Raw genomic sequence first — 18,551 nt, forward strand, 5'->3', positions numbered from 1 at the left:
TGTTAAGCAGGTTTCGCTGGAGGATTTCGGTCAGGAATTTCAGCATGAAGCCTATTGGAACAAGCGTCTCCGCACCACTGGGGGACGCTTCTTTCCTAAAGACGGCCATCTGGATTTCAATCCCAGGATTTACGAGACTTTTGGCCTTGCGACCTTTCGCAGGATTGTCCGTCACGAGCTGGCCCACTACCATCTCTACTATCAGGGCAAGGGCTACCGGCATACGGACAGAGATTTTAAGGAATTGCTCAAGGCTGTGGACGGCCTGCGCTATGCACCTGCCCTGCCCACTGATCAGAAGAAATTGTACTATCAGTGTCAGCAGTGCCAAGCGGTCATTGTCCGTAAGAGGCGGGTTGAGTTGCAGAAATACCGCTGCGGCCGCTGTATGGGCAAACTACGTTTATTAGAGGATTGAGAGCCTGCAGCCATGAATCATTCCGCCGCATTTGCCACTATTCGATTTGCCAGAATCAGCCTTTGGGCTGATGCAGTTGCTCCCTTACTGTGGTAGAATAAGCTATCGTCATTTAGTTTGTCTTTTATTACTTTGTCAGCTAACAGTCAGGAAGAGTGAAAAGGTTCCCCGGACCTACCCAGCTTGTGGATTTCTGGGCAGGGGCTAAAAAGGTCCCTCGGACCTTTTTACTCTCCCAGGTCATTTCATAGCTAAAAGCAAACTAAAAGACTCTAAAAAGGTGACTAGGATAGCGAGGTCGATGATGATGAAAGCAACATTTTACAAATTAAGAAAAAACCGAATCATTTCCGGCGTCTTGGCTGGTTTGGCGGATAAATTTCATTTTGATGTCAGCCTGCTTCGTTTCCTCTTTATCATTTTTACCGTGCTGCATTTTGGCCTGGGCATTGTCATCTATATCTTGTTGGCCATGGCCATGCCCTACAAGGAAGATATTGAGGAAGAAATGTACGGAACTGGGCCGCGCAAGCGAAAAGAAGCAGAGGCTGTCAAGGATGACAAGGATGGCTGGACTTGGTAAGGGACAAGGCTAAGCAGCCTAGGGAAATTGACCGATTTTTCTATTTCGGTGAGGAGAGGTTGTGAAAGAGGCAGCACCTTTAGAATAGTCAGTAACAGTTTGATGCTGTATATAGCTGTTGCTGAAAAAGTCCAACCTGCATCTCTAAAATAAGGAGGAGCAGTTTATGAAACGGTTTTCTTTGCCTTTTTATTATTTGTTCTTTTTGATTTATCTGATTGGGAGTTTCTTCCTTCACCTGTTCCTTTTTGGAATGGTTTTCTCTTTGATGCAGGGAGGATCCTCCGGTGGTTTAGTGGGTCTAATCTTTGGACTTTATTCTTTTCCTTTGGGCTTGTGGAATTTTTTATTCTTTATTTTTACCCCGCCTGTGGAGCAGGCCCTTAAACCCCAAGTCTGGTTAGGTTCTGTCTTAGGCCTGCCCCTGTTGGCGTCTCCTTTCCTTGCTTATATGATTGGCTCATCTGTCTTCAATAATGATTCGCCGTATATGCTCTATATCACGTCAATCCTTCTGCTTTTTCTGCTTGGTATGATTGTTTCAAATGCCATCATTTACGCTTTGGCTTATGCTGTCAAGTTTCTGTGGAAGAAAAAGCAAGCAGGCAAAAAGGCCTAGGAAAAGAGCTGGGAGCAGACTCATTTTGAGGAAGCAAGATTATGAGAATTGCTGAAATAATGTAAGGAAAACTAATGTCTGAAATCTGGAATGCTTATGACTTAAATCGAAATAAACTGCCCCGCCTTTTAGTCAGAGGCGAGCCCGTTCCGGAGGGGCTCTTTCACCTCTGTGTCAATGTATTTGTCCGCCATGCGGATGGAGAGCTGCTCTTTATGCGGCGAGCGGCCAGCAAGTCTTTCTATCCCGGCTACTACGAATGTGGAGCCGGCGGCAGTGTGCTGGCTGATGAGAGCAGCCGGACAGCTGCCCTGCGGGAATTGGAGGAAGAAACAGGACTGGTGCCTGACAGTATCCGATTGATTGCACAGGCCAGATCAGCTGAAGACCAGTGTCATTTTGACTATTACGAAGCGGCGGTTTCTGCTGACAAGGGCAGTGTCCGCTATCAAGCCGGCGAAACCGATGCCCATCTCTGGCTGCCGCTGTCAGCAGTTGCTGATTTTATGGAGACTCATCCTTTTTTCCGTCATCAAAAGGAAGTCCTGTCTGGATTAATTGACTGAGCACTGCTCGGTTTTTTTATCGTCATTTCGTTTCTCTTTTATTCCTATTCCGTCGTTAACTGGCCTTGCTCCAACAGTCCATAAGGACTGTTGGAGGCTGGAGATAAAGAGGCTGAGGCAAAAGTCTTTCAGTCTCGCTTTGTTTTGGTAAAAAACTTTTGGCGCGGTAGCTGATTGGACTTTTTGTTCGTCTTTTAGACTCCAAAAAGCTCCTAATCATCCTTGCGGGGCTGGGACGACGAACTAAATTTTTAAAAATTTAGTTCTGTCCCACCGCCGGCTTTCGCTCACTCCGAGGGAGTGAGGCAGGGTCAGACTCCCATGATGGCTGTGTCCTCCCCCACAGAGGGATGGCTCTTAAGGGAGATACTGTATAAAAGTTCTTCAGCCTTGCTTTGTTTTGGTAAAAAATTCTTGAGCTCGTTACCCTATCGTCCTATATTTTTAGCGGTAGGCTGAAACTGTCCCCCGGACAGTTTCACTACTAAAAGACTATATTATGAAAGAAAAGAAGGGGGATATGATTTAATTCAAATTAAAATTTCTCTTTCAATTTCCTGCCTTAAAAACTCTTTTGAGCTAAAAATCTGCTATAATAGAGGAAGAAAAATTTTGAAGGGAGAAGATGATGTCTGTAAAGGTCAAAGACCTCTTGAAAAAGTCCCGTCTGTATCAGGTTTACGGAGATGAAAGTCTGCTGGACAAAGAAATAACCACTTCGGACATTTCCCGTCCAGGACTTGAAATGACAGGCTATTTTGATTACTATACCCCTGAGCGCATCCAGCTGATTGGAATGAAGGAGTGGTCCTATCTGACCAAGATGACCTCCCACAACCGCCACCAAGTGCTCCTTAAAATGTTTCAGCCTGAGACGCCGGTGATTATCGTTGCCCGGAATTTAGAGATTCCCGAGGAAATGGTCCGGGCGGCAGAGCAGAAGCAGATTGCCATTCTTCGCAGCAAGACCTCAACCAGCCGCCTGTCTGGGGAAATCTCCAGCTATCTGGATTCACGGCTGGCAGAAAGGACCAGCGTCCACGGTGTCCTCATGGACATTTACGGCATGGGCGTGCTCATTCAGGGCGACAGCGGGATTGGTAAAAGTGAGACAGGGCTTGAATTGGTCAAACGCGGGCACCGTTTGGTTGCTGATGACCGAGTGGACATCTTTGCCAAGGATGAAATGACCCTTTGGGGCGAGCCGGCCGAAATTCTGCGCCATCTGCTGGAAATCCGCGGTGTCGGGATTATCGATGTCATGAGTCTTTATGGAGCCAGCGCCGTCAAAGATTCGTCACAGGTGCAGCTGGCTGTTTATCTGGAAAATTATGATACCAATAAAACGTTTGACCGTCTGGGCAACAATGCGGAAGAGCTGGAGATTGCCGGGGTCAGCGTTCCTCGGATTCGGATTCCGGTCAAGACCGGCCGCAATATCTCAGTCGTAATTGAAGCAGCAGCCATGAACTATCGGGCCAAGGAGATGGGCTTTGATGCCACCAAGATTTTTGAAGAGCGCCTGACAAATCTCATTAACCAGAACGAGGTGAAACATGATTGATCCAGTAGCTTTTCATCTCGGTCCTTTCAGCATCCGCTGGTATGCTGTCTGCATTGTCACCGGTCTTGTCTTGGCAGTCTATCTGGCCATGAAAGAAGCACCGCGCAAGAAGATTATTCCCGATGATATTCTGGATTTTATCCTCATTGCCTTTCCTTTGGCTATCGTCGGTGCCCGTATTTACTATGTGGCCTTTGAATGGGACTATTACAGCAAAAATCCTATTAAGATTATAGATTTCTGGAACGGCGGCATTGCCGGTATTGCCATTTACGGCGGCCTGATTGCAGGCGCTATCGTTCTCTATTTCTTCACCCGCAGGCGTCTGATCAACACCATTGATTTTCTGGATGTTGCAGCACCCAGTGTTATGATTGCCCAGAGTATTGGCCGCTGGGGGAATTTCTTTAATCAGGAAGCTTACGGCGCGGCTGTTAAGAGCCTCAATTACCTGCCTGGCTTTATCCGTGACAATATGTATATAGACGGCAGCTACCGTCAGCCAACCTTCCTCTATGAATCTCTTTGGAATCTGCTTGGTTTCAGTCTGATTCTGTTCTTGCGCCGCCGGCCGAAATTCCTGAGACAGGGTGAGATTACCGCCTTTTATCTGGTTTGGTACGGATTCGGCCGCATGATTATTGAAGGAATGAGAACAGACAGTCTCATGTTTGCAGGCCTTCGCGTTTCTCAATGGCTGTCTCTCCTGCTGATTTTTGCAGGACTTGCCATCATTATTTACCAGCGCAGGAGACAGGCCCCCTATTATCAGAATGAGGAGGAGATAAAAAATGATAATTGAAATTGCTTATGCCTTATTGGCAGTCGCCCTCATCGTCTTTGTGATTTACCTGACCATCACGGTCAAAAATCTTGGCGACAAAGCCGGCAGAATGCTGGACGAAACAGAGAACACCATCAAGGTTCTGACCTCTGATGTCAATGTGACCCTTCATCAAACCAATGATTTGCTGGCTAAGGTCAATGTGCTGACAGACGACATCAACCAGAAAGTTGCCACTATTGATCCCTTGTTTACAGCGGTGGCCGACCTATCTGAGTCTGTATCTGACCTGAATGATCAGGCGCGCACCCTCAGCAGGAAAGCAGTCGCAGCCGGCAAGGGAACAGCCAAAACAACAGCAGGTTTATCTGCTTTGCGTTTTGCATCAAAACTATTTAAGAAATAAGAAAGAAGGTCTACTATGGGAAAATTTTCATCGCTTTTATTGGGCGCCGTTTCAGGTGCTGCAGTCGCTTATTTTCTGACCAGCAAGAAAGGCAAAGAAACGACAGATAAGGTTCGCAAATTTGTTAAGGACTATCAGGAAAATCCGGACGATATCCATGATGCAGTCCTTCAGTCAGCCAAGGATTTTTCGAATCAGGCAGTCAGCGTCATCAATGAAACCAAGGAGAAGGTTGAGAATGGCGAAATTACGACAGAAACCGTCATCGAATCTGTGAAAGAAAAGACGAAATCAGTTGTGGACTACTCACAGGAAACCTTTCAGGTGGTGAAAGACAAATTTGAAAAAGAAGCAGAATCTGCTGAGCAAGACGACTTTGAGGCTCCGGCTGAGGAGGAAGCAGCACCGGCAGCAATAGAATCAGAAGATATTATCATTGACTTGGAGGCTGAAGCTGCCGAACAAGATTGGACAGCAGCAGAAGAAACAGCAGATCAAGACAAGAAAGACTAGCAAATAAAGGCGGTGAGACGGAACTAAAAATTGAATATTTTTAGTTCCGTCTCACCGCCTTTATCTCTAGGGGCTAAAAAGGTTCCCCCAATCTTCCCTGCCCAGATTGTTGGAGCTGACATCATTTGAAGAGGATTAGGTCAAAAAAGACAGCAAAAAGAGGTTGACAGCAACCTCTTTTATCATATTTAACATTGTCGAATCACATTTTATTTTTTGGCTTGTCGTTTTTTAGCAAAGATACGATAGGTCTGAATAGTTAAAAGGCTGGACGCAATAGCCAATGTAAAGGCCATAAAGGTATTCATTTTCATTGTCAGGAATACAAAGCTAAAGAGCACTGTCAAGACACAGAAGACAGCGATATTCAGGAAGAAGAACAGTTCACTCAGTCTTGGTGAAGTTTCTGCTTCAGGCAGGTATTCCTGATAAAGCGGGGTTTGTTCAAATTCAATTTCTTGTTGGTAGTTGTAGTCAGTTGGGTCGTCATATTGTTGGTATTTTCTTACGGGCATAATTCTCTCTCCTTACAGTACCCTCTAATTCTACCATTTTTTTGCTGGTTAAAATATTACAAAAGTGTTACAAAACGAATAAATTCGAATGAAAAACAACCAGCTTTTATTTTTTTGCTATAATAGGTCTATGAAAAAGATAATCATTACAGCAACAGCTGAAAGCATAGAGCAAGTCCAAGAGCTGTTGGCGGTCGGTATCGACCGTATTTATGTTGGCGAGCAGCATTACGGCCTCCGTCTGCCTCATAATTTCAGTTTAGATGAATTAAATCGAATTTCCAAGCTGGTTCATGCGGCCGGCAAAGAGCTGACGGTGGCTGTCAATGCCCTCATGCATCAGGAAATGATGGACCATATCAAGCCCTATCTGGATTTTCTGCAGGAGATTCAGGCAGACTATATCACGGTCGGGGATGCGGGCGTTTTTTATGTCCTGCAGCGTGACGGCTACCGGCTGAAAACGATTTACGATGCCTCGACCATGGTGACCAGCAGCCGGCAGATTAACTTCTGGGGCAGGAATGCTGGTGTTTCTGAGGCGGTTCTGGCTCGGGAAGTGCCGTCTGCTGAGCTCTTCAAGATGCCGGAAATCTTGGAAATTCCGGCGGAGGTTCTGGTATACGGGGCCAGTGTCATTCATCATTCCAAGCGCCCCCTGCTGCAGAATTACTATAATTTCACCCATATTGATGATGAAAAAAGCAGGGAACGCGATCTTTTCTTAGCGGAACCGAGCGATCCTCAGAGTCATTATTCGATTTTTGAGGACAAGCATGGAACCCACATCTTTGCCAATAACGACTTGGATTTAATGACCAAGCTGAGCGAGTTGGCCCAACATGGCTTTACGCATTGGAAGCTGGAAGGCCTCTATACACCGGGTCATAATTTTGTAGAGATTGCCAAGCTTTTCGTACAGGCACGGGGTTTGCTGGAAAGAGGAGAATTTACGCCCGATCGAGCCTTTATGCTGGATGAGCAGATTCATCGGCTGCATTCCAAAAACCGTTTCTTAGATACAGGATTTTATGACTATGACCCTGATATGGTCAAGTAAATGCCTGATGGTCCTTCTGCTCTTCGAAAATCAAGGCCGGCCGTCGTTCATTTCGACTTGTTCCAACAGTCTGGGGAGTGAGAAGGTTCGGCCCGTGCCTAACTATTTGAAAGCAAGGCAGAGAGGTTGGGGAGATAAGGAAAGGGAAGGCCGTTTCCGGCTTTCATTAAGCCTGAGAGGCGGGTGAAGGCCGCAGATAAAGAAAAAGCAGTTCCCGGCTTTCGTCCAATCTGGGGGAAACTGTTGCCAGTTGTGGCTGAGTCCAGCGAAGCTTGCATCGGCCGGTACAGTCCTCCTTCTCTGACAAGAGCTTCATCCGCAGCCATCATGGGAGTCTGTCCCACCGCCTTGATACTTCCTGCTCTGTTTTGGCTTTTCATTGAGTAAAAAGAGTTCTTTTATTTACAGTATTGAGGCTGGGTTTCGATTATCCCAGCTTCTTTTTTGAAGGTTAGACGTTTCAAAAATCAAAGCTAATCCTTCCCTGCGGCAGGTCCGTCCGCAATCTAAAAACATATTTGAATTAACTCGAAAAACAGAAAATGAGAATTGTCAAAACAATCTGCCTCGCCTTGCTTTTGCTTTCGAATTGCTATAAAATAGAAAGAAAACATCAAACTTTTATATTGCAAATAGGAGAAACGATGGTAAACATTTTAAAACGGCCGGAGGTGCTGTCACCTGCCGGAACGCTGGAAAAATTAAAGGTGGCTGTCCGCTACGGAGCAGATGCAGTCTTTATCGGCGGTCAGGCCTATGGCCTTCGCAGCCGGGCGGGCAACTTCACTTTTGAGCAGATGGAAGAAGGGGTGCAGTTTGCGGCCCAGTACGGTGCCAAGGTCTATGTTGCGGCCAATATGGTCATGCACGAAGGAAATGAAGAAGGGCCGGGACTTCTTCCGTAAACTTCGTGATATTGGCATTGCAGCCGTAATTGTGTCTGATCCGGCTCTGATTGCTATTGCGGCTGCAGAGGCTCCCGGCCTTGAAATCCACCTGTCCACTCAGGCCAGTGCGACTAACTATGAGACGCTGGAATTTTGGAAAAATCTGGGGCTGACCCGGGTCGTTCTGGCCCGGGAGGTCTCCATGGCTGAGCTGGCAGAAATCCGCAGGCGCACCAATGTCGAAATTGAGGCCTTTGTCCACGGCGCCATGTGCATTTCTTACTCTGGCCGCTGTACTCTGTCCAATCACATGAGTATGCGGGATGCCAATCGCGGCGGCTGTTCCCAGTCCTGCCGCTGGAAATACGACCTCTATGATATGCCTTTTGGCCAAGAGCGCAGAAGCCTGCAGGGGGAAATTCCTGAAGAATTCTCCATGTCAGCAGTAGACATGTCCATGATTGACCATATACCGGATATGATCGAAAATGGCGTTGACAGCCTGAAAATAGAAGGCCGCATGAAGTCTATTCACTATGTTTCCACTGTGACGAATTGCTACAAGGCAGCGGTGGATGCTTATTTAGAAAGTCCTGAAAAGTTTGAAGCCATTAAGCAGGATTTAGTTGATGAGATGTGGAAGGTGGCCCAGCGGGAGCTGGCAACTGGATTTTACTACCATACTCCGACGGAGAACGAGCAGCTTTTCGGTGCCCGCCGCAAGATTCCAGAATATAAGTTTGTAGCAGAAGTGGTGGCCTATGATGCTGCGACTCAGACGGCGACGATCCGCCAGCGCAATGTCATCAACGAGGGGGACCAGGTGGAGTTTTATGGACCGGGCTTCCGGCATTTTGAAACCTTTATCACAGATCTTCGCGATGCGGATGGCCAGAAGATTGACCGCGCACCTAAACCGATGGAATTGCTGACTATTACTGTTCCGCAGCCTGTTCAGCCTGGCGATATGGTCCGCGCCCGCAAGGAAGGTCTGTTCAATCTCTACAAGGAGGATGGCAGCAGTGTGACGGTTCGTGCCTAGATCGGGAGGAGAAAATGGTCAACGTTTACGGCGATCTGATAGACAAGGAGACGCGCTGTATTCATTATCACAGCGCTTTGGACATCATTGCACTCAAATGTTTTGCCTGCCGCAGATATTATCCCTGTTTCGCCTGCCATGATACTTGTGAAAGGCATACCTATGTGCCCTATCCCATGAGCCGGTCTGCAGACAAGGTGGTGCTGTGCGGCGGCTGCCGGAGTGAGCTGACCATTGCCCAGTATTTGAACAGTGCAGCTGCCTGCCCTGTCTGCAGCCGTTCTTTTAATCCCGGCTGCAAGGCACATGCTGCCATTTACTTTCAGGCAGACAGCAGGTTTGAATAAGATGGCAATCTGTTCAGCCTCTCAAGCCCTGCCTTTTTCATACTCTTCGAAAATCACTTCAAATCGTGTCAGCCCTGCCTGAAAATTCGAAAGCAGGGAAGACTCGGAAGACCTTTTCAGCCCGAACTCAGAAACGAGATAGTGAGGCAGGGAGTGGGAGGCTGCAGGTCAAAGAGCCATATTTTTGATGCTTCCTATCGGAGTTCTATTTGCCACCTCAAATAATCTCCCGGACTAGTTGAACAGTCTGTTTTCCTGCCTGCTTTGCTGAAGATTTTCATTGAGTATTAGACTGGATTTACGAAGAAGCAGAGAAAAAGAACTCCTCAGCGTTATGGGCTGAGGAGCTATCTTCTTATCTTGGGGCTGTTGAGGCGGATATCTTTTTTCTGAGCCTCGCGGATATTATTGGGGACTAGACTGATGCGCTTAATGTCCTGCACACGGATAATTGTGGTCATGCTTTTCTTGAAATTCTTGATAATGAGCTGCTGACGGTCGCGGTCATATTTGACAATATCGCCGGTAAAGCTTTTATCCAGAAAGATGACATGCACACCGGATTTTTTTCGCAGTGCCAGCTCAATGGTGCGCAGGATACGGCTGTTGTCCTCAAAATCCCTGTCCGTTCTTTTGGAGTTGATAAATTCATTGGCTCTTTGTAAAATCATTTCGAGATATTTTTTCATAGCTAAAATCTCCATAACTTGATACAATCATTATATAATAAAATCTACAAAAAAGTAAAATCTTTTACGAATTATGTAGGTGGAAAGTAAAAAATGAGGTGAAACATGTCAGAATTTACATTTGAAATCGAAGAGAAGCTGCTGGTCCTGTCGGAAAATGACAAGGGCTGGACCAAGGAGCTCAACCGCGTCAGCTTTAACGGCGCACCGGCCAAGTATGATATCCGCACTTGGAGCCCAGACCATAGCAAGATGGGCAAGGGCATCACCCTGTCCAATGAAGAATTTGACACCTTGGTCAAAGCATTTAAAAACTGATAGATTCGATCTATCAGTTTGAGACTGAAGACAAAGTTATCCAAAGTCTTTCTTTAAGTGAGTGCGGACGGTAGCGACTTCCTTCGGAATTCCATACCTAAGATTTGAGCCTAAAGTCTCAAATCTTCCGAGCGCCTGAAACTCTTTAGTTTCAGGCGCTTTTCTCACAGCGGAAAGACTTGGTTGATCTTTGTTTTAATTATAGCAATGAGCTTTTTCTTAATTCTTTGTAAGAATTTATAAAATTTTTACAAAGAAAATGGAATTTGTATACGTTCTGAAGAGGCTGTCCCACCGCCTTTTTTATATGGAATAGTTCATAAAGCTTTCTTTTACCGGTCTGCCCTCTACGGACATCAGGAGCATTCACACCAGGCAGCCAGTCAAATAAGATGACTGCATCGGTTTATTTCCTTGAAAAATAAGGGTGAAAGCTGAGGCTTTTAAAAAGAGGGATGCTGATAAGAGTGATGGCCGCAATTTTCAAGAGATCAGGCAGGATGAAAGGAGTGACGCCGACGGCAAAGGCATAAGACCATTCAAAGCCTCCGAGCAAGTGCAGTCCCAGTACGCCGCCGACAAAGACCAGAGCATCGCCCAAGAGATTGGCTGCAAAGGTCACATAAAAAGGCCGGTCCTTATGAGTCAGGCTGGAAGTGACCAAGGCGAAGAGCAGGTAGGCCCAGAGGTAGCCTGCATTTGGACCCAGCAGAGCTTGAAAGCCGCCGCTTCCGCCTGCAAAAACCGGCAGACCCAAAGCTCCCAGCAGCAGATAAAGAGCGACAGACAAAACTGCTTCTCGGCTTTTGAAGACCGTGGCAAGCAGGCCGACAGCGAAAGTCTGCAGAGTGATTGGCACTGGGCCGATACTGAAGCTGAGCTGTGACAGAACAGCCAGCAGAGCCGCTCCGATGGCCGGAAGCACTAAGGAAAATGTCTTGTTCATAAAATAGTAAACCTCTATTGTTATTTATGGTAACTATTTTAAAAAGAAAATTCAAAAAAGTCAAGACCGGCTGCATCAGACTAGACAGTTTTTGCTTATTTTGTCCGCTTCTTGCTTCTAATCAGCAGGATGATAAAGGCGATAAGGCCAAAAATATTAAAGAAAAGAATGCCCAAAGCGGCCAGAATCTTTTTTGTCTTACTCATCAGAAGAAATCCTCATTTCTGCAGTCTTTTTTCTATCATATCAAAATTAATCAATCTTGAATAGTAAGAACCATCAAACCGTTGCTATAGTTATAAACTATAGATTTATCAATGAAATGAGATTAGCTGAAACTGCTCCAAATGATTGATAAGACAGGGCTTGGCTGATATAATGTTTCTTATCCGATAAGGGTTTCAAACCTTATAACCGGATTAAAGATATGATACAAAAGAGGTATATTTTATGACACAGACACATGCACCTTTCAGAGTGGACCATGTTGGTTCTTTTCTGCGCCCTCAGGAGTTGGCAGAAGCCCGTGAGGCCTATGCGGAGGGCAAACTTAGCCGTGAGGAGCTGACCGCAGCGGAGGACAAGGCTATTCGCGACTTGGTGGCCAAAGAAGTCAAAGCTGGGCTCAAAAGCGTGACAGATGGGGAATTCCGCCGGGCTTACTGGCATCTGGACTTTTTCTGGGGCTTCCAAGGCATTGACCATGTGCAGGCAGCAGAGGGCTATCACTTTCACGGAGAAACGACCAAGGCTGACTCGGCTCTCATTGCCGGCAAAATTTCCGGCCGGCAGCATCCTTTTGTGGAGCATTATAAATTTCTGCGGGATTTGGTGGCTGAACAGGACCAAGTAGAAGCGAAGTACACGATTCCTGCTCCGGCTCAGTTTTATTTTGAGCTTATACGCGATGCAGAGCATGTGGAAAAACTCAATCAGATTTATCCAGATTTTACTGAGCTTCGCCGGGACATCAAGGAAGCGTATCTCCAAGTCATTCAGGATTTGGTGGATGCGGGACTCAAGACCCTGCAGGCTGATGACTGTACTTGGGGAGTGCTGGTAGATGATCAGTTTCTGACTGCTTGGGGAGCAGCACAGGGGAAAAGCAAGGATCAGGTGCGGGATGAATTGGCCCAGCTTTTCCTGACCCTTAATAATGATGTCTACGAGAATATTCCGGCTGGTCTGACCCTCAATACCCATGTCTGCCGCGGCAATTATCATTCTACCTGGGCTTCGTCAGGCGGCTATGCTCCTATCGCAGAAGAGCTTTTTGAAAAAGAAGCGGTCAATGCCTATTTTCTGGAATTTGACACGGAGCGGGCCGGCGGCTTTGAGCCATTGGCCAAGGTCACACCGGGCAAAAAGGTCGTTCTGGGCCTCTTGACCTCCAAGAGCGGAGACCTAGAAGATAAGACAGAGGTGATTGCCCGCATCAAGGAGGCCAGTCAGTATGTGCCGCTGGAAAATCTCTATCTGTCTACTCAGTGCGGCTTTGCTTCCACAGAGGAAGGCAATATTCTGACTGAGGAAAATCAATGGGAAAAAATCGCTCTGATTTCAGAAATTGCTAAAGAAGTCTGGGGCGATTAGAAGAGGAGCAGGAGAAACAGATGACGGATTTACTGACATTATGCAAGGAGCTGAAAAGCAAAAAATGGGTCAATCTCTCTCATCAAATCAAAGAGGACAGCCCGCGTTTTCCGGCTTTGCCGGCCTTGGAGAAAAAAGATATTTTCACCTTGGCAGATGGTTTTCATGTCCAGCAGTTTTCTGTGGTTGGCCAGTACGGCACCCACATTGATGCTCCCATTCACTTTGTGGAAGGCGGCCGCTGGCTGGAGGAGCTGGATTTGAAGGATTTGCTGCTGCCTTTAGTAGTCATTGACAAGTCGCAGGAAGTGGCTGAAAATCCAGACTACATTCTGAGGAAGCAGGATATTGTGGATTTTGAAGCGGAGCACGGTGCTGTTCCTGAGGGAGCTTTCGTGGCCTTTCGCTCGGACTGGTCCAAGCGCTGGCCCAGTCAGGAGCAGATGCGCAATCTGGATGAGCAGGATATTCAGCATACCCCGGGCTGGGGACGTGATGCTCTGGAATTTCTGATCCATGAACGCGGCGTTAAGGCGGTCGGCCATGAAACCTTTGACACCGATGCCGGAGTTCCGGCGGCAGCATCTGGCCTGGTCAATGAATATTATCTTTTAGAGCAGGATATCTACCAAGTCGAAGTGCTGGCCAACCTAGACCAGCTGCCGGCAACCGGTGCTCTGATTTCCATTGCATTTCCAAATTGGGAGCAGGCGACAGGATCGCCGGTACGTGCTCTGGCAATTCTGCCTTAGCCAATCCATCAAAGAAACCACCCGTCTTTTCTGAAAATAGAAGAGGGTGGTTTTTGTCTGCTGTTATTGTTTTTTATGCTTTTACTCGTTGAACTTCTCTTCAAACCGCATCAGCCCCATCAGTCTGACTTCCTATTCTTTAGAAATATTTTAGAATTTCTTTAGAAATTCTTGATATTTTTGCTTTAGAATAATGAATAGAGATGTTTATAATCTGATAAAAATCTGAACATGTATTCTTAAAATATTATAGAAAAGGGGGTGGTGGAACCATTCGAAATGACTTGTGTTTTTATCGTCATTTAGTTTTTCTTTTATTCCGTCCTTAGCTCGCCTTGCTCCAACAGTCCAGAAGGACTGTCGGAGGCTGGAGATAAAGGCGGTGGGACAGACTCCCATGATGGCTGCGTCCTCACCCACAGAGGGATGAATCTTTTGGAAGATACCGTATAAGACTCCCATGATGGCTGCGTCCTCACCCGCAGAGGGATGGATCTTTTGGAAGATATTGTATAAAAGTCCTTCAGCCTCACTGCTAAAAGCAAACGAAAAGACGATATCTTACAAAAATGTAAGATTCGTCGGCAAAATGAAAGGTTAGGTTATGGAATGGGCAGGATATTTATTATAAAATAGCAGCAGAAGTCAAAAAGAGGCTGGGATTCCAAACCTCTTCTGATTTTTTACCGCATGGTCACGAATTCTTCGGAACCAGTCGGGTGGATGGCAACCGTGGCGTCAAAGTCCGCCTTGGTGGCCCCCATTTTGATGGCAACGGCAAAGCCCTGGATCATTTCATCCACCCCGTAGCCAATACCGTGCAGGCCGACGACTTTCTCGTCGCTCCCTGCGGTGATGAGCTTGAACTTAGCTGATTGGCGGTGCTGGGTCACAGCCGAATACATGGAGGCAAAGCTGGAAGTGTAGACATGAATCTTGTCCGCACCATAAGCTTTTACCGCTTGTTCTTCGGTCAAACCGACCGTTCCGATAGCGGGATGGGAAAAGACAACTGTCGGGATGGTGCTGTAGTCCATCTTGGCATCTGACTTTCCGTTAAAGAGGCGTTCTGCCAAGGTCCGTCCGGCTTTAATGGCAACAGGAGTCAGCTCTTTTTCACCGGTGACATCGCCCAGAGCGTAGATGCCCGGGACAAGGGTATTTTGGTATTCGTCAACAGCGATGAAGCCGCGCTCATTCAAGGTCACACCGGCTGCTTCCAAGTTGAGTCCCGCAATATTAGGCTGGCGCCCGATCGCCCAGATGACGCGCTCAGCGGTGTGGCTGCTGCCGTCTTCAAAGTAAAGCTTGAGCTGGCCGTCTGCTAGTTTTTCCAGCTTTTGCGGGATTTTGTGGGTATGCAGGCTTGGACCGGACTTGGCCATTTCTTCGACCAAACCGTCAATCAGATAAGAATCAAAGTTGCGCAGGGGACGGTCGCGGCGGACAAAGAGGTCTGTCTGGACCCCCAGAGCATGGAGGACACCGGCCAGCTCAACGGCGATATAGCCGGCTCCGACAATTGCTACAGACTGAGGCAGCTTTTCCCAGGCAAAGACATCATCGGAATTTTCACCGAAACCGGCTCCTGGAATAGTGGGGATAACGGGGTGGGCTCCCGTTGCGATGACAATATGGCTGGCTCGGACCAACTCACCGTCAACCTCGACAGTGTTTGCATCAACAAAGCGGGCATAACCTTCAATCAGCTCTACTCCGTTGCGCTTAAAACTTCCGTCATAGGAAGAGCGGGCCCGGTTGATGTAGGCTTCGCGGTTTCTGCGCAGGGTGGCAAAGTCAAACTGCTGATTGTCTGATGTGAAGCCATAATCAGGTCCATAGTGTTGAATAGCTTCGGCAATCTGAGCTCCGTACCACATGATTTTCTTGGGCACACAGCCGACATTGACACAGGTACCGCCCAGCTTTTTGGCTTCAATGACAGCTGCTTTGGCACCGTACTCGCCAGCCCGGTTCATAGTGGCAATTCCGCCGCTCCCCCCGCCGATCGCAATGATATCAAATTCTTTCATGGTCTTGGTAATCTCCTTCTTTTATATGAGGTAATTGTACCTTTTTTAGCAGGTGATTGCAAAAATCTGCTACGGATTGCCCGAAACCACCATTGAGGATGAGATAGCGACCATTTATGAAATCTGTGATATTTTTTACGAAAATTATGATAGGCTTATGATATAATAAGACAAAAGAAAATCGTTTTCATCAAGAGGAGGAAAAAAGATGAGAAAGTTAAAGAAGTGGCAATTATTTAGCATTATTGGAGCCAGCCTTGCGGTTGTAGTCGGTGCACTTTTCTTCATGTTTTTAAATGGAGGAAATTCCTCTGAAACAGCAGCAGAATCGAAACCATATGTTCAGCAGGCCAAGGAAGGCTCCATAGCCTCGTCTGTTTTGCTGACAGGAAATGTGACAGCCAATAATGAGCAGTACATTTACTATGACAGTACCAAAGGTGACTTGGACAGCGTTTTGGTCAATGTCGGCGACCAAGTAGCTGCAGGTCAGGCCTTGGTAACCTATAAGAGCGCAGAAGCTCAGGCTGCTTATGATGCGGCTGTCCGCGCTGTCAATAAGGCCGACCGTCAGCTCCATGATTTAGAGACGAATGGTGTGACTGTCAATACGACTGGCGATGAAGAGACGGACGGCCAATCAGTGGCCCAGGCTCAGCGTTCTGCTGACTCACAGGCTGCTGATCTCCGCGACGCCCGGGCTGATGCCGTTGACAATATGAACAAGGCACAGGCTGCGCTGAACGCTCTGACGGTTACCAGTACAGCCGACGGCACCGTAGTAGAAGTCAACCGCGATGTTTCCAAATCAACAACCGGCACCACTCAGACCTTGGTCCATGTCGTCAGCAATGGCAATCTGCAGGTCAAAGGGGAGCTGTCAGAGTACAATCTGGCCAACCTGTCTGTCGGTCAGGAGGTCACGATTACCTCAAAGGTTTATCCGGATAAGAAATGGACCGGCAAAATCAGTTATATTTCCAACTATCCCAAAGACGGCCAGCAGGCAGCAGCCGCTCCGGCGGCAGGCAGCAGCGGAACGGGAACAGCTTCTTCCTCCAAATATCCCTACACAGTGGATATTACCAGTGAAATCGGCGAGCTCAAGCAAGGCTTTTCTGTCAATCTGGAAGTGAAAAACAATACGCAGGGAATTTTGGTGCCAGCCAGCAGCGTGGTAGCAGATGGAGACAAAAACTATGTCTGGACTCTGGAAAAAGGGATTGCCAAGAAAGTAGAGGTAACCCTTGGAAATGCTGATGCTGAAAATCAAGAAATCTCATCCGGTCTGACAAAAGACAGCAAAGTAATCACCAATCCGACAGATAGCCTGAAAGACGGTCAAGAGGTGAAATCCTATGAAGAAGCTAATTGAGTTAAAAGACATCAACAAAAGCTATCGAAATGGTGATCAGGAGCTTCAGGTTCTGAAAAATATCCATTTGGAAGTGGAAGAAGGAGAATTTGTCGCCATTATGGGGCCGTCCGGATCGGGAAAATCCACTCTGATGAACATTATCGGTATGCTGGATCGGCCGACGACTGGTGAGTATCATCTGGGCAGCGAAGAAGTTGCCAAGTTGGGTGATAAAAAACTGGCCAAGGTCCGCAATCAGCAAATCGGTTTCGTCTTCCAGCAGTTCTTTCTGCTGTCTAAGCTCAATGCCCTGCAGAATGTCGAGCTGCCGCTCATCTATGCCGGAGTCAGCCAATCCAAACGCAAGGCTTTGGCTGAGCAGTTTCTGACCAAGGTCGAGCTGGACACACGGATGCACCATCTGCCCTCGGAATTATCCGGCGGTCAAAAACAGCGGGTCGCCATTGCGCGTGCCTTGGTTAACAGCCCTTCTATCATTTTAGCAGATGAGCCGACTGGAGCCTTGGATACCAAGACCGGCGAGCAGATCATGGAACTCTTGACCGAGCTGAATAAAGAGGGCAAGACCATTATCATGGTCACCCACGAGCCGGAGATTGCGGCTTATGCCAAGCGGCAGATTATCATTCGGGACGGTGTCATCTCATCGGACAGCGCTAAGGAAGGAGGGCAGGTCTAATGCAAAACTGGAAATTTGCCATCAGTTCCATTCTTGGCCACAAGATGCGGTCTTTCCTGACCATGATTGGCATTATCATCGGAGTGGCCTCGGTTGTCGTGATTATGGCCTTGGGAGACTCCATCACTCGGCGGGTCAATGAGAGCTTTACCAAGAATCAGAAAAATATGCGTCTGGTCTTTTCTCCGAAAAAGAGCAAGGATGGCTCCTATACCCAGACTGCTGATCTCTATGCCGTTGACTTGGGCGAAGAAAGCGATGAAGCAACTGTAGAGCCGCCTAAGGTTCAGGAAGCCTGGATTAAGGAATTGGCTGAAATTCCGGGCGTAGATGGTTATTATGTCAATAATTCTGCCATGGAAACCTTTACTTTTGAGTCCAAAAAGGCTGAGCGGGTCAACTTCATCGGCGCCAATCTGACCTACATTCAGGTGCAGAACTACAAAATCATTGCCGGCCGCTCTCTGATACCGCAGGATTATCAAGGTTTTGCCAGTGTCGTTCTCTTAGATGAGGGCTTGGCCAACAATCTATTTTCCTCCCCTGAAGAAGCACTTAACAAAGTTGTCATGGTAGGAGATTACAACTACCGTGTCATTGGTGTCTATAAGAATCCGGACAATTCAGCCGGCAGCATGGCGCAGGTCTACGGAGGAAATGCCATTACCACCAATACCCTGCTGGCAGCCAACTTTGGCTTAGATGAAATTACCGATATTACCGTCCGGGTCAACAATACCTCTTTGGTGCCCGAGCTGGGCCCTAAGGTTGCTAAGAAACTGACAGAGCTGGCCTCTCCTCAGCAGGGAGAATACCAAGTGACGGATGACAGTGCTATTTATCAGGAAGTGCAGAACAT

20 protein-coding genes and 1 pseudogene are annotated in these 18,551 nt (G+C 47.4%); 17 read left to right on the plus strand and 4 right to left on the minus strand.

Going from position 1 to position 18,551, the window contains the following annotated elements; all coding sequences use genetic code 11:
* The 8 genes from STRDD11_RS04670 to STRDD11_RS04705 form a co-directional block, all read left to right on the plus strand.
* Positions 1-418 (plus strand): SprT family protein (locus tag STRDD11_RS04670; protein WP_128836298.1); only part of this gene is annotated, 418 nt, incomplete at its 5' end.
* A 307-nt stretch (positions 419-725) separates the two neighbouring features.
* Positions 726-1,001 carry a PspC domain-containing protein gene (locus STRDD11_RS04675; RefSeq protein ID WP_277592702.1) on the plus strand — a complete coding sequence of 92 codons (276 nt, stop codon included), beginning with the start codon at positions 726-728 and terminating at the stop codon, positions 999-1,001.
* 205 nt (positions 1,002-1,206) lie between these two features.
* Positions 1,207-1,620 carry a hypothetical protein gene (locus STRDD11_RS04680; protein WP_164828379.1) on the plus strand — a complete coding sequence of 138 codons (414 nt, stop codon included), beginning with the start codon at positions 1,207-1,209 and terminating at the stop codon, positions 1,618-1,620.
* A gap of 74 nt (positions 1,621-1,694) precedes the next feature.
* Entirely contained in the window at positions 1,695-2,186 is a 492-nt protein-coding gene (locus tag STRDD11_RS04685) for an NUDIX hydrolase (protein WP_128835872.1), read from the plus strand.
* Positions 2,187-2,814: 628 nt separating this feature from the next.
* Positions 2,815-3,750 (plus strand): HPr(Ser) kinase/phosphatase, encoded by a 936-nt coding sequence (hprK, locus tag STRDD11_RS04690; protein WP_128836299.1) that lies wholly within the window; start codon positions 2,815-2,817, stop codon positions 3,748-3,750.
* Positions 3,743-4,552, plus strand: a complete 810-nt coding sequence (gene lgt / locus STRDD11_RS04695) for a prolipoprotein diacylglyceryl transferase (protein ID WP_128835874.1) — start codon at positions 3,743-3,745, stop codon at positions 4,550-4,552. Before hprK ends, lgt begins: the two co-directional genes overlap by 8 nt.
* The gene (locus STRDD11_RS04700; protein WP_128835877.1) at positions 4,542-4,940 is read left to right on the plus strand and encodes a DUF948 domain-containing protein; all 399 of its coding nucleotides are present in this window, start codon (positions 4,542-4,544) and stop codon (positions 4,938-4,940) included. The genes lgt and STRDD11_RS04700 overlap by 11 nt, the downstream gene beginning before the upstream one ends.
* Before the next feature lie 15 nt (positions 4,941-4,955).
* Complete coding sequence (locus tag STRDD11_RS04705; RefSeq protein WP_128835879.1) at positions 4,956-5,453, plus strand: YtxH domain-containing protein; 498 nt, start codon at positions 4,956-4,958, stop codon at positions 5,451-5,453.
* A gap of 209 nt (positions 5,454-5,662) precedes the next feature.
* Here the strand turns inward: STRDD11_RS04705 and STRDD11_RS04710 are convergent, their stop codons facing one another.
* Positions 5,663-5,968, minus strand: coding sequence for a DUF3270 domain-containing protein (locus STRDD11_RS04710; protein WP_128835881.1), 306 nt, complete (start codon positions 5,966-5,968; stop codon positions 5,663-5,665).
* 130 nt (positions 5,969-6,098) lie between these two features.
* On the opposite strand from STRDD11_RS04710, the gene STRDD11_RS04715 reads away from it, so the two are divergent.
* The 3 genes and pseudogenes from STRDD11_RS04715 (at position 6,099) to STRDD11_RS04725 (ending at position 9,304) form a co-directional block, all read left to right on the plus strand.
* Positions 6,099-7,028 carry a peptidase U32 family protein gene (locus STRDD11_RS04715; RefSeq protein ID WP_164828380.1) on the plus strand — a complete coding sequence of 310 codons (930 nt, stop codon included), beginning with the start codon at positions 6,099-6,101 and terminating at the stop codon, positions 7,026-7,028.
* 644 nt (positions 7,029-7,672) lie between these two features.
* A pseudogene (locus STRDD11_RS04720) lies at positions 7,673-8,957 on the plus strand (U32 family peptidase).
* Between the two features lie 14 nt (positions 8,958-8,971).
* Entirely contained in the window at positions 8,972-9,304 is a 333-nt protein-coding gene (locus STRDD11_RS04725) for a CHY zinc finger protein (RefSeq protein WP_128835886.1), read from the plus strand.
* Positions 9,305-9,651: 347 nt separating this feature from the next.
* Here STRDD11_RS04725 and STRDD11_RS04730 read toward each other — a convergent pair whose 3' ends face one another.
* Positions 9,652-10,008 carry a hypothetical protein gene (locus tag STRDD11_RS04730; RefSeq protein ID WP_128835889.1) on the minus strand — a complete coding sequence of 119 codons (357 nt, stop codon included), beginning with the start codon at positions 10,006-10,008 and terminating at the stop codon, positions 9,652-9,654.
* 90 nt (positions 10,009-10,098) lie between these two features.
* Between STRDD11_RS04730 and STRDD11_RS04735 the strand changes: the two genes are divergently transcribed.
* Positions 10,099-10,311, plus strand: a complete 213-nt coding sequence (locus tag STRDD11_RS04735; RefSeq protein ID WP_128835892.1) for a YdbC family protein — start codon at positions 10,099-10,101, stop codon at positions 10,309-10,311.
* A 406-nt stretch (positions 10,312-10,717) separates the two neighbouring features.
* Here the strand turns inward: STRDD11_RS04735 and STRDD11_RS04740 are convergent, their stop codons facing one another.
* Positions 10,718-11,257, minus strand: a complete 540-nt coding sequence (locus STRDD11_RS04740; protein ID WP_128835895.1) for a biotin transporter BioY — start codon at positions 11,255-11,257, stop codon at positions 10,718-10,720.
* A 450-nt stretch (positions 11,258-11,707) separates the two neighbouring features.
* Between STRDD11_RS04740 and STRDD11_RS04745 the strand changes: the two genes are divergently transcribed.
* The gene (locus STRDD11_RS04745) at positions 11,708-12,850 is read left to right on the plus strand and encodes a 5-methyltetrahydropteroyltriglutamate--homocysteine S-methyltransferase (protein WP_128835897.1); all 1,143 of its coding nucleotides are present in this window, start codon (positions 11,708-11,710) and stop codon (positions 12,848-12,850) included.
* A 20-nt stretch (positions 12,851-12,870) separates the two neighbouring features.
* Positions 12,871-13,602 (plus strand): cyclase family protein, encoded by a 732-nt coding sequence (locus STRDD11_RS04750; RefSeq protein ID WP_128835899.1) that lies wholly within the window; start codon positions 12,871-12,873, stop codon positions 13,600-13,602.
* Between the two features lie 683 nt (positions 13,603-14,285).
* On the opposite strand, the gene gorA is transcribed toward STRDD11_RS04750, so the two are convergent.
* Positions 14,286-15,635, minus strand: coding sequence for a glutathione-disulfide reductase (gene gorA / locus STRDD11_RS04755; protein WP_128835902.1), 1,350 nt, complete (start codon positions 15,633-15,635; stop codon positions 14,286-14,288).
* A gap of 208 nt (positions 15,636-15,843) precedes the next feature.
* Here gorA and STRDD11_RS04760 point away from each other — a divergent pair, with 208 nt between their 5' ends.
* From STRDD11_RS04760 to STRDD11_RS04770, 3 genes are all read left to right on the plus strand, one after another.
* Entirely contained in the window at positions 15,844-17,010 is a 1,167-nt protein-coding gene (locus STRDD11_RS04760) for an efflux RND transporter periplasmic adaptor subunit (protein WP_128835904.1), read from the plus strand.
* The gene (locus STRDD11_RS04765; protein ID WP_128835907.1) at positions 16,994-17,692 is read left to right on the plus strand and encodes an ABC transporter ATP-binding protein; all 699 of its coding nucleotides are present in this window, start codon (positions 16,994-16,996) and stop codon (positions 17,690-17,692) included. The genes STRDD11_RS04760 and STRDD11_RS04765 overlap by 17 nt, the downstream gene beginning before the upstream one ends.
* The coding region (locus STRDD11_RS04770; protein ID WP_128836301.1) for an ABC transporter permease at positions 17,692-18,551 on the plus strand (860 nt) is incomplete at its 3' end. The genes STRDD11_RS04765 and STRDD11_RS04770, both read left to right, overlap by 1 nt.

The organism is Streptococcus sp. DD11, assembly GCF_001578865.1.
In the GTDB taxonomy this organism is placed as follows: domain Bacteria; phylum Bacillota; class Bacilli; order Lactobacillales; family Streptococcaceae; genus Streptococcus; species Streptococcus panodentis.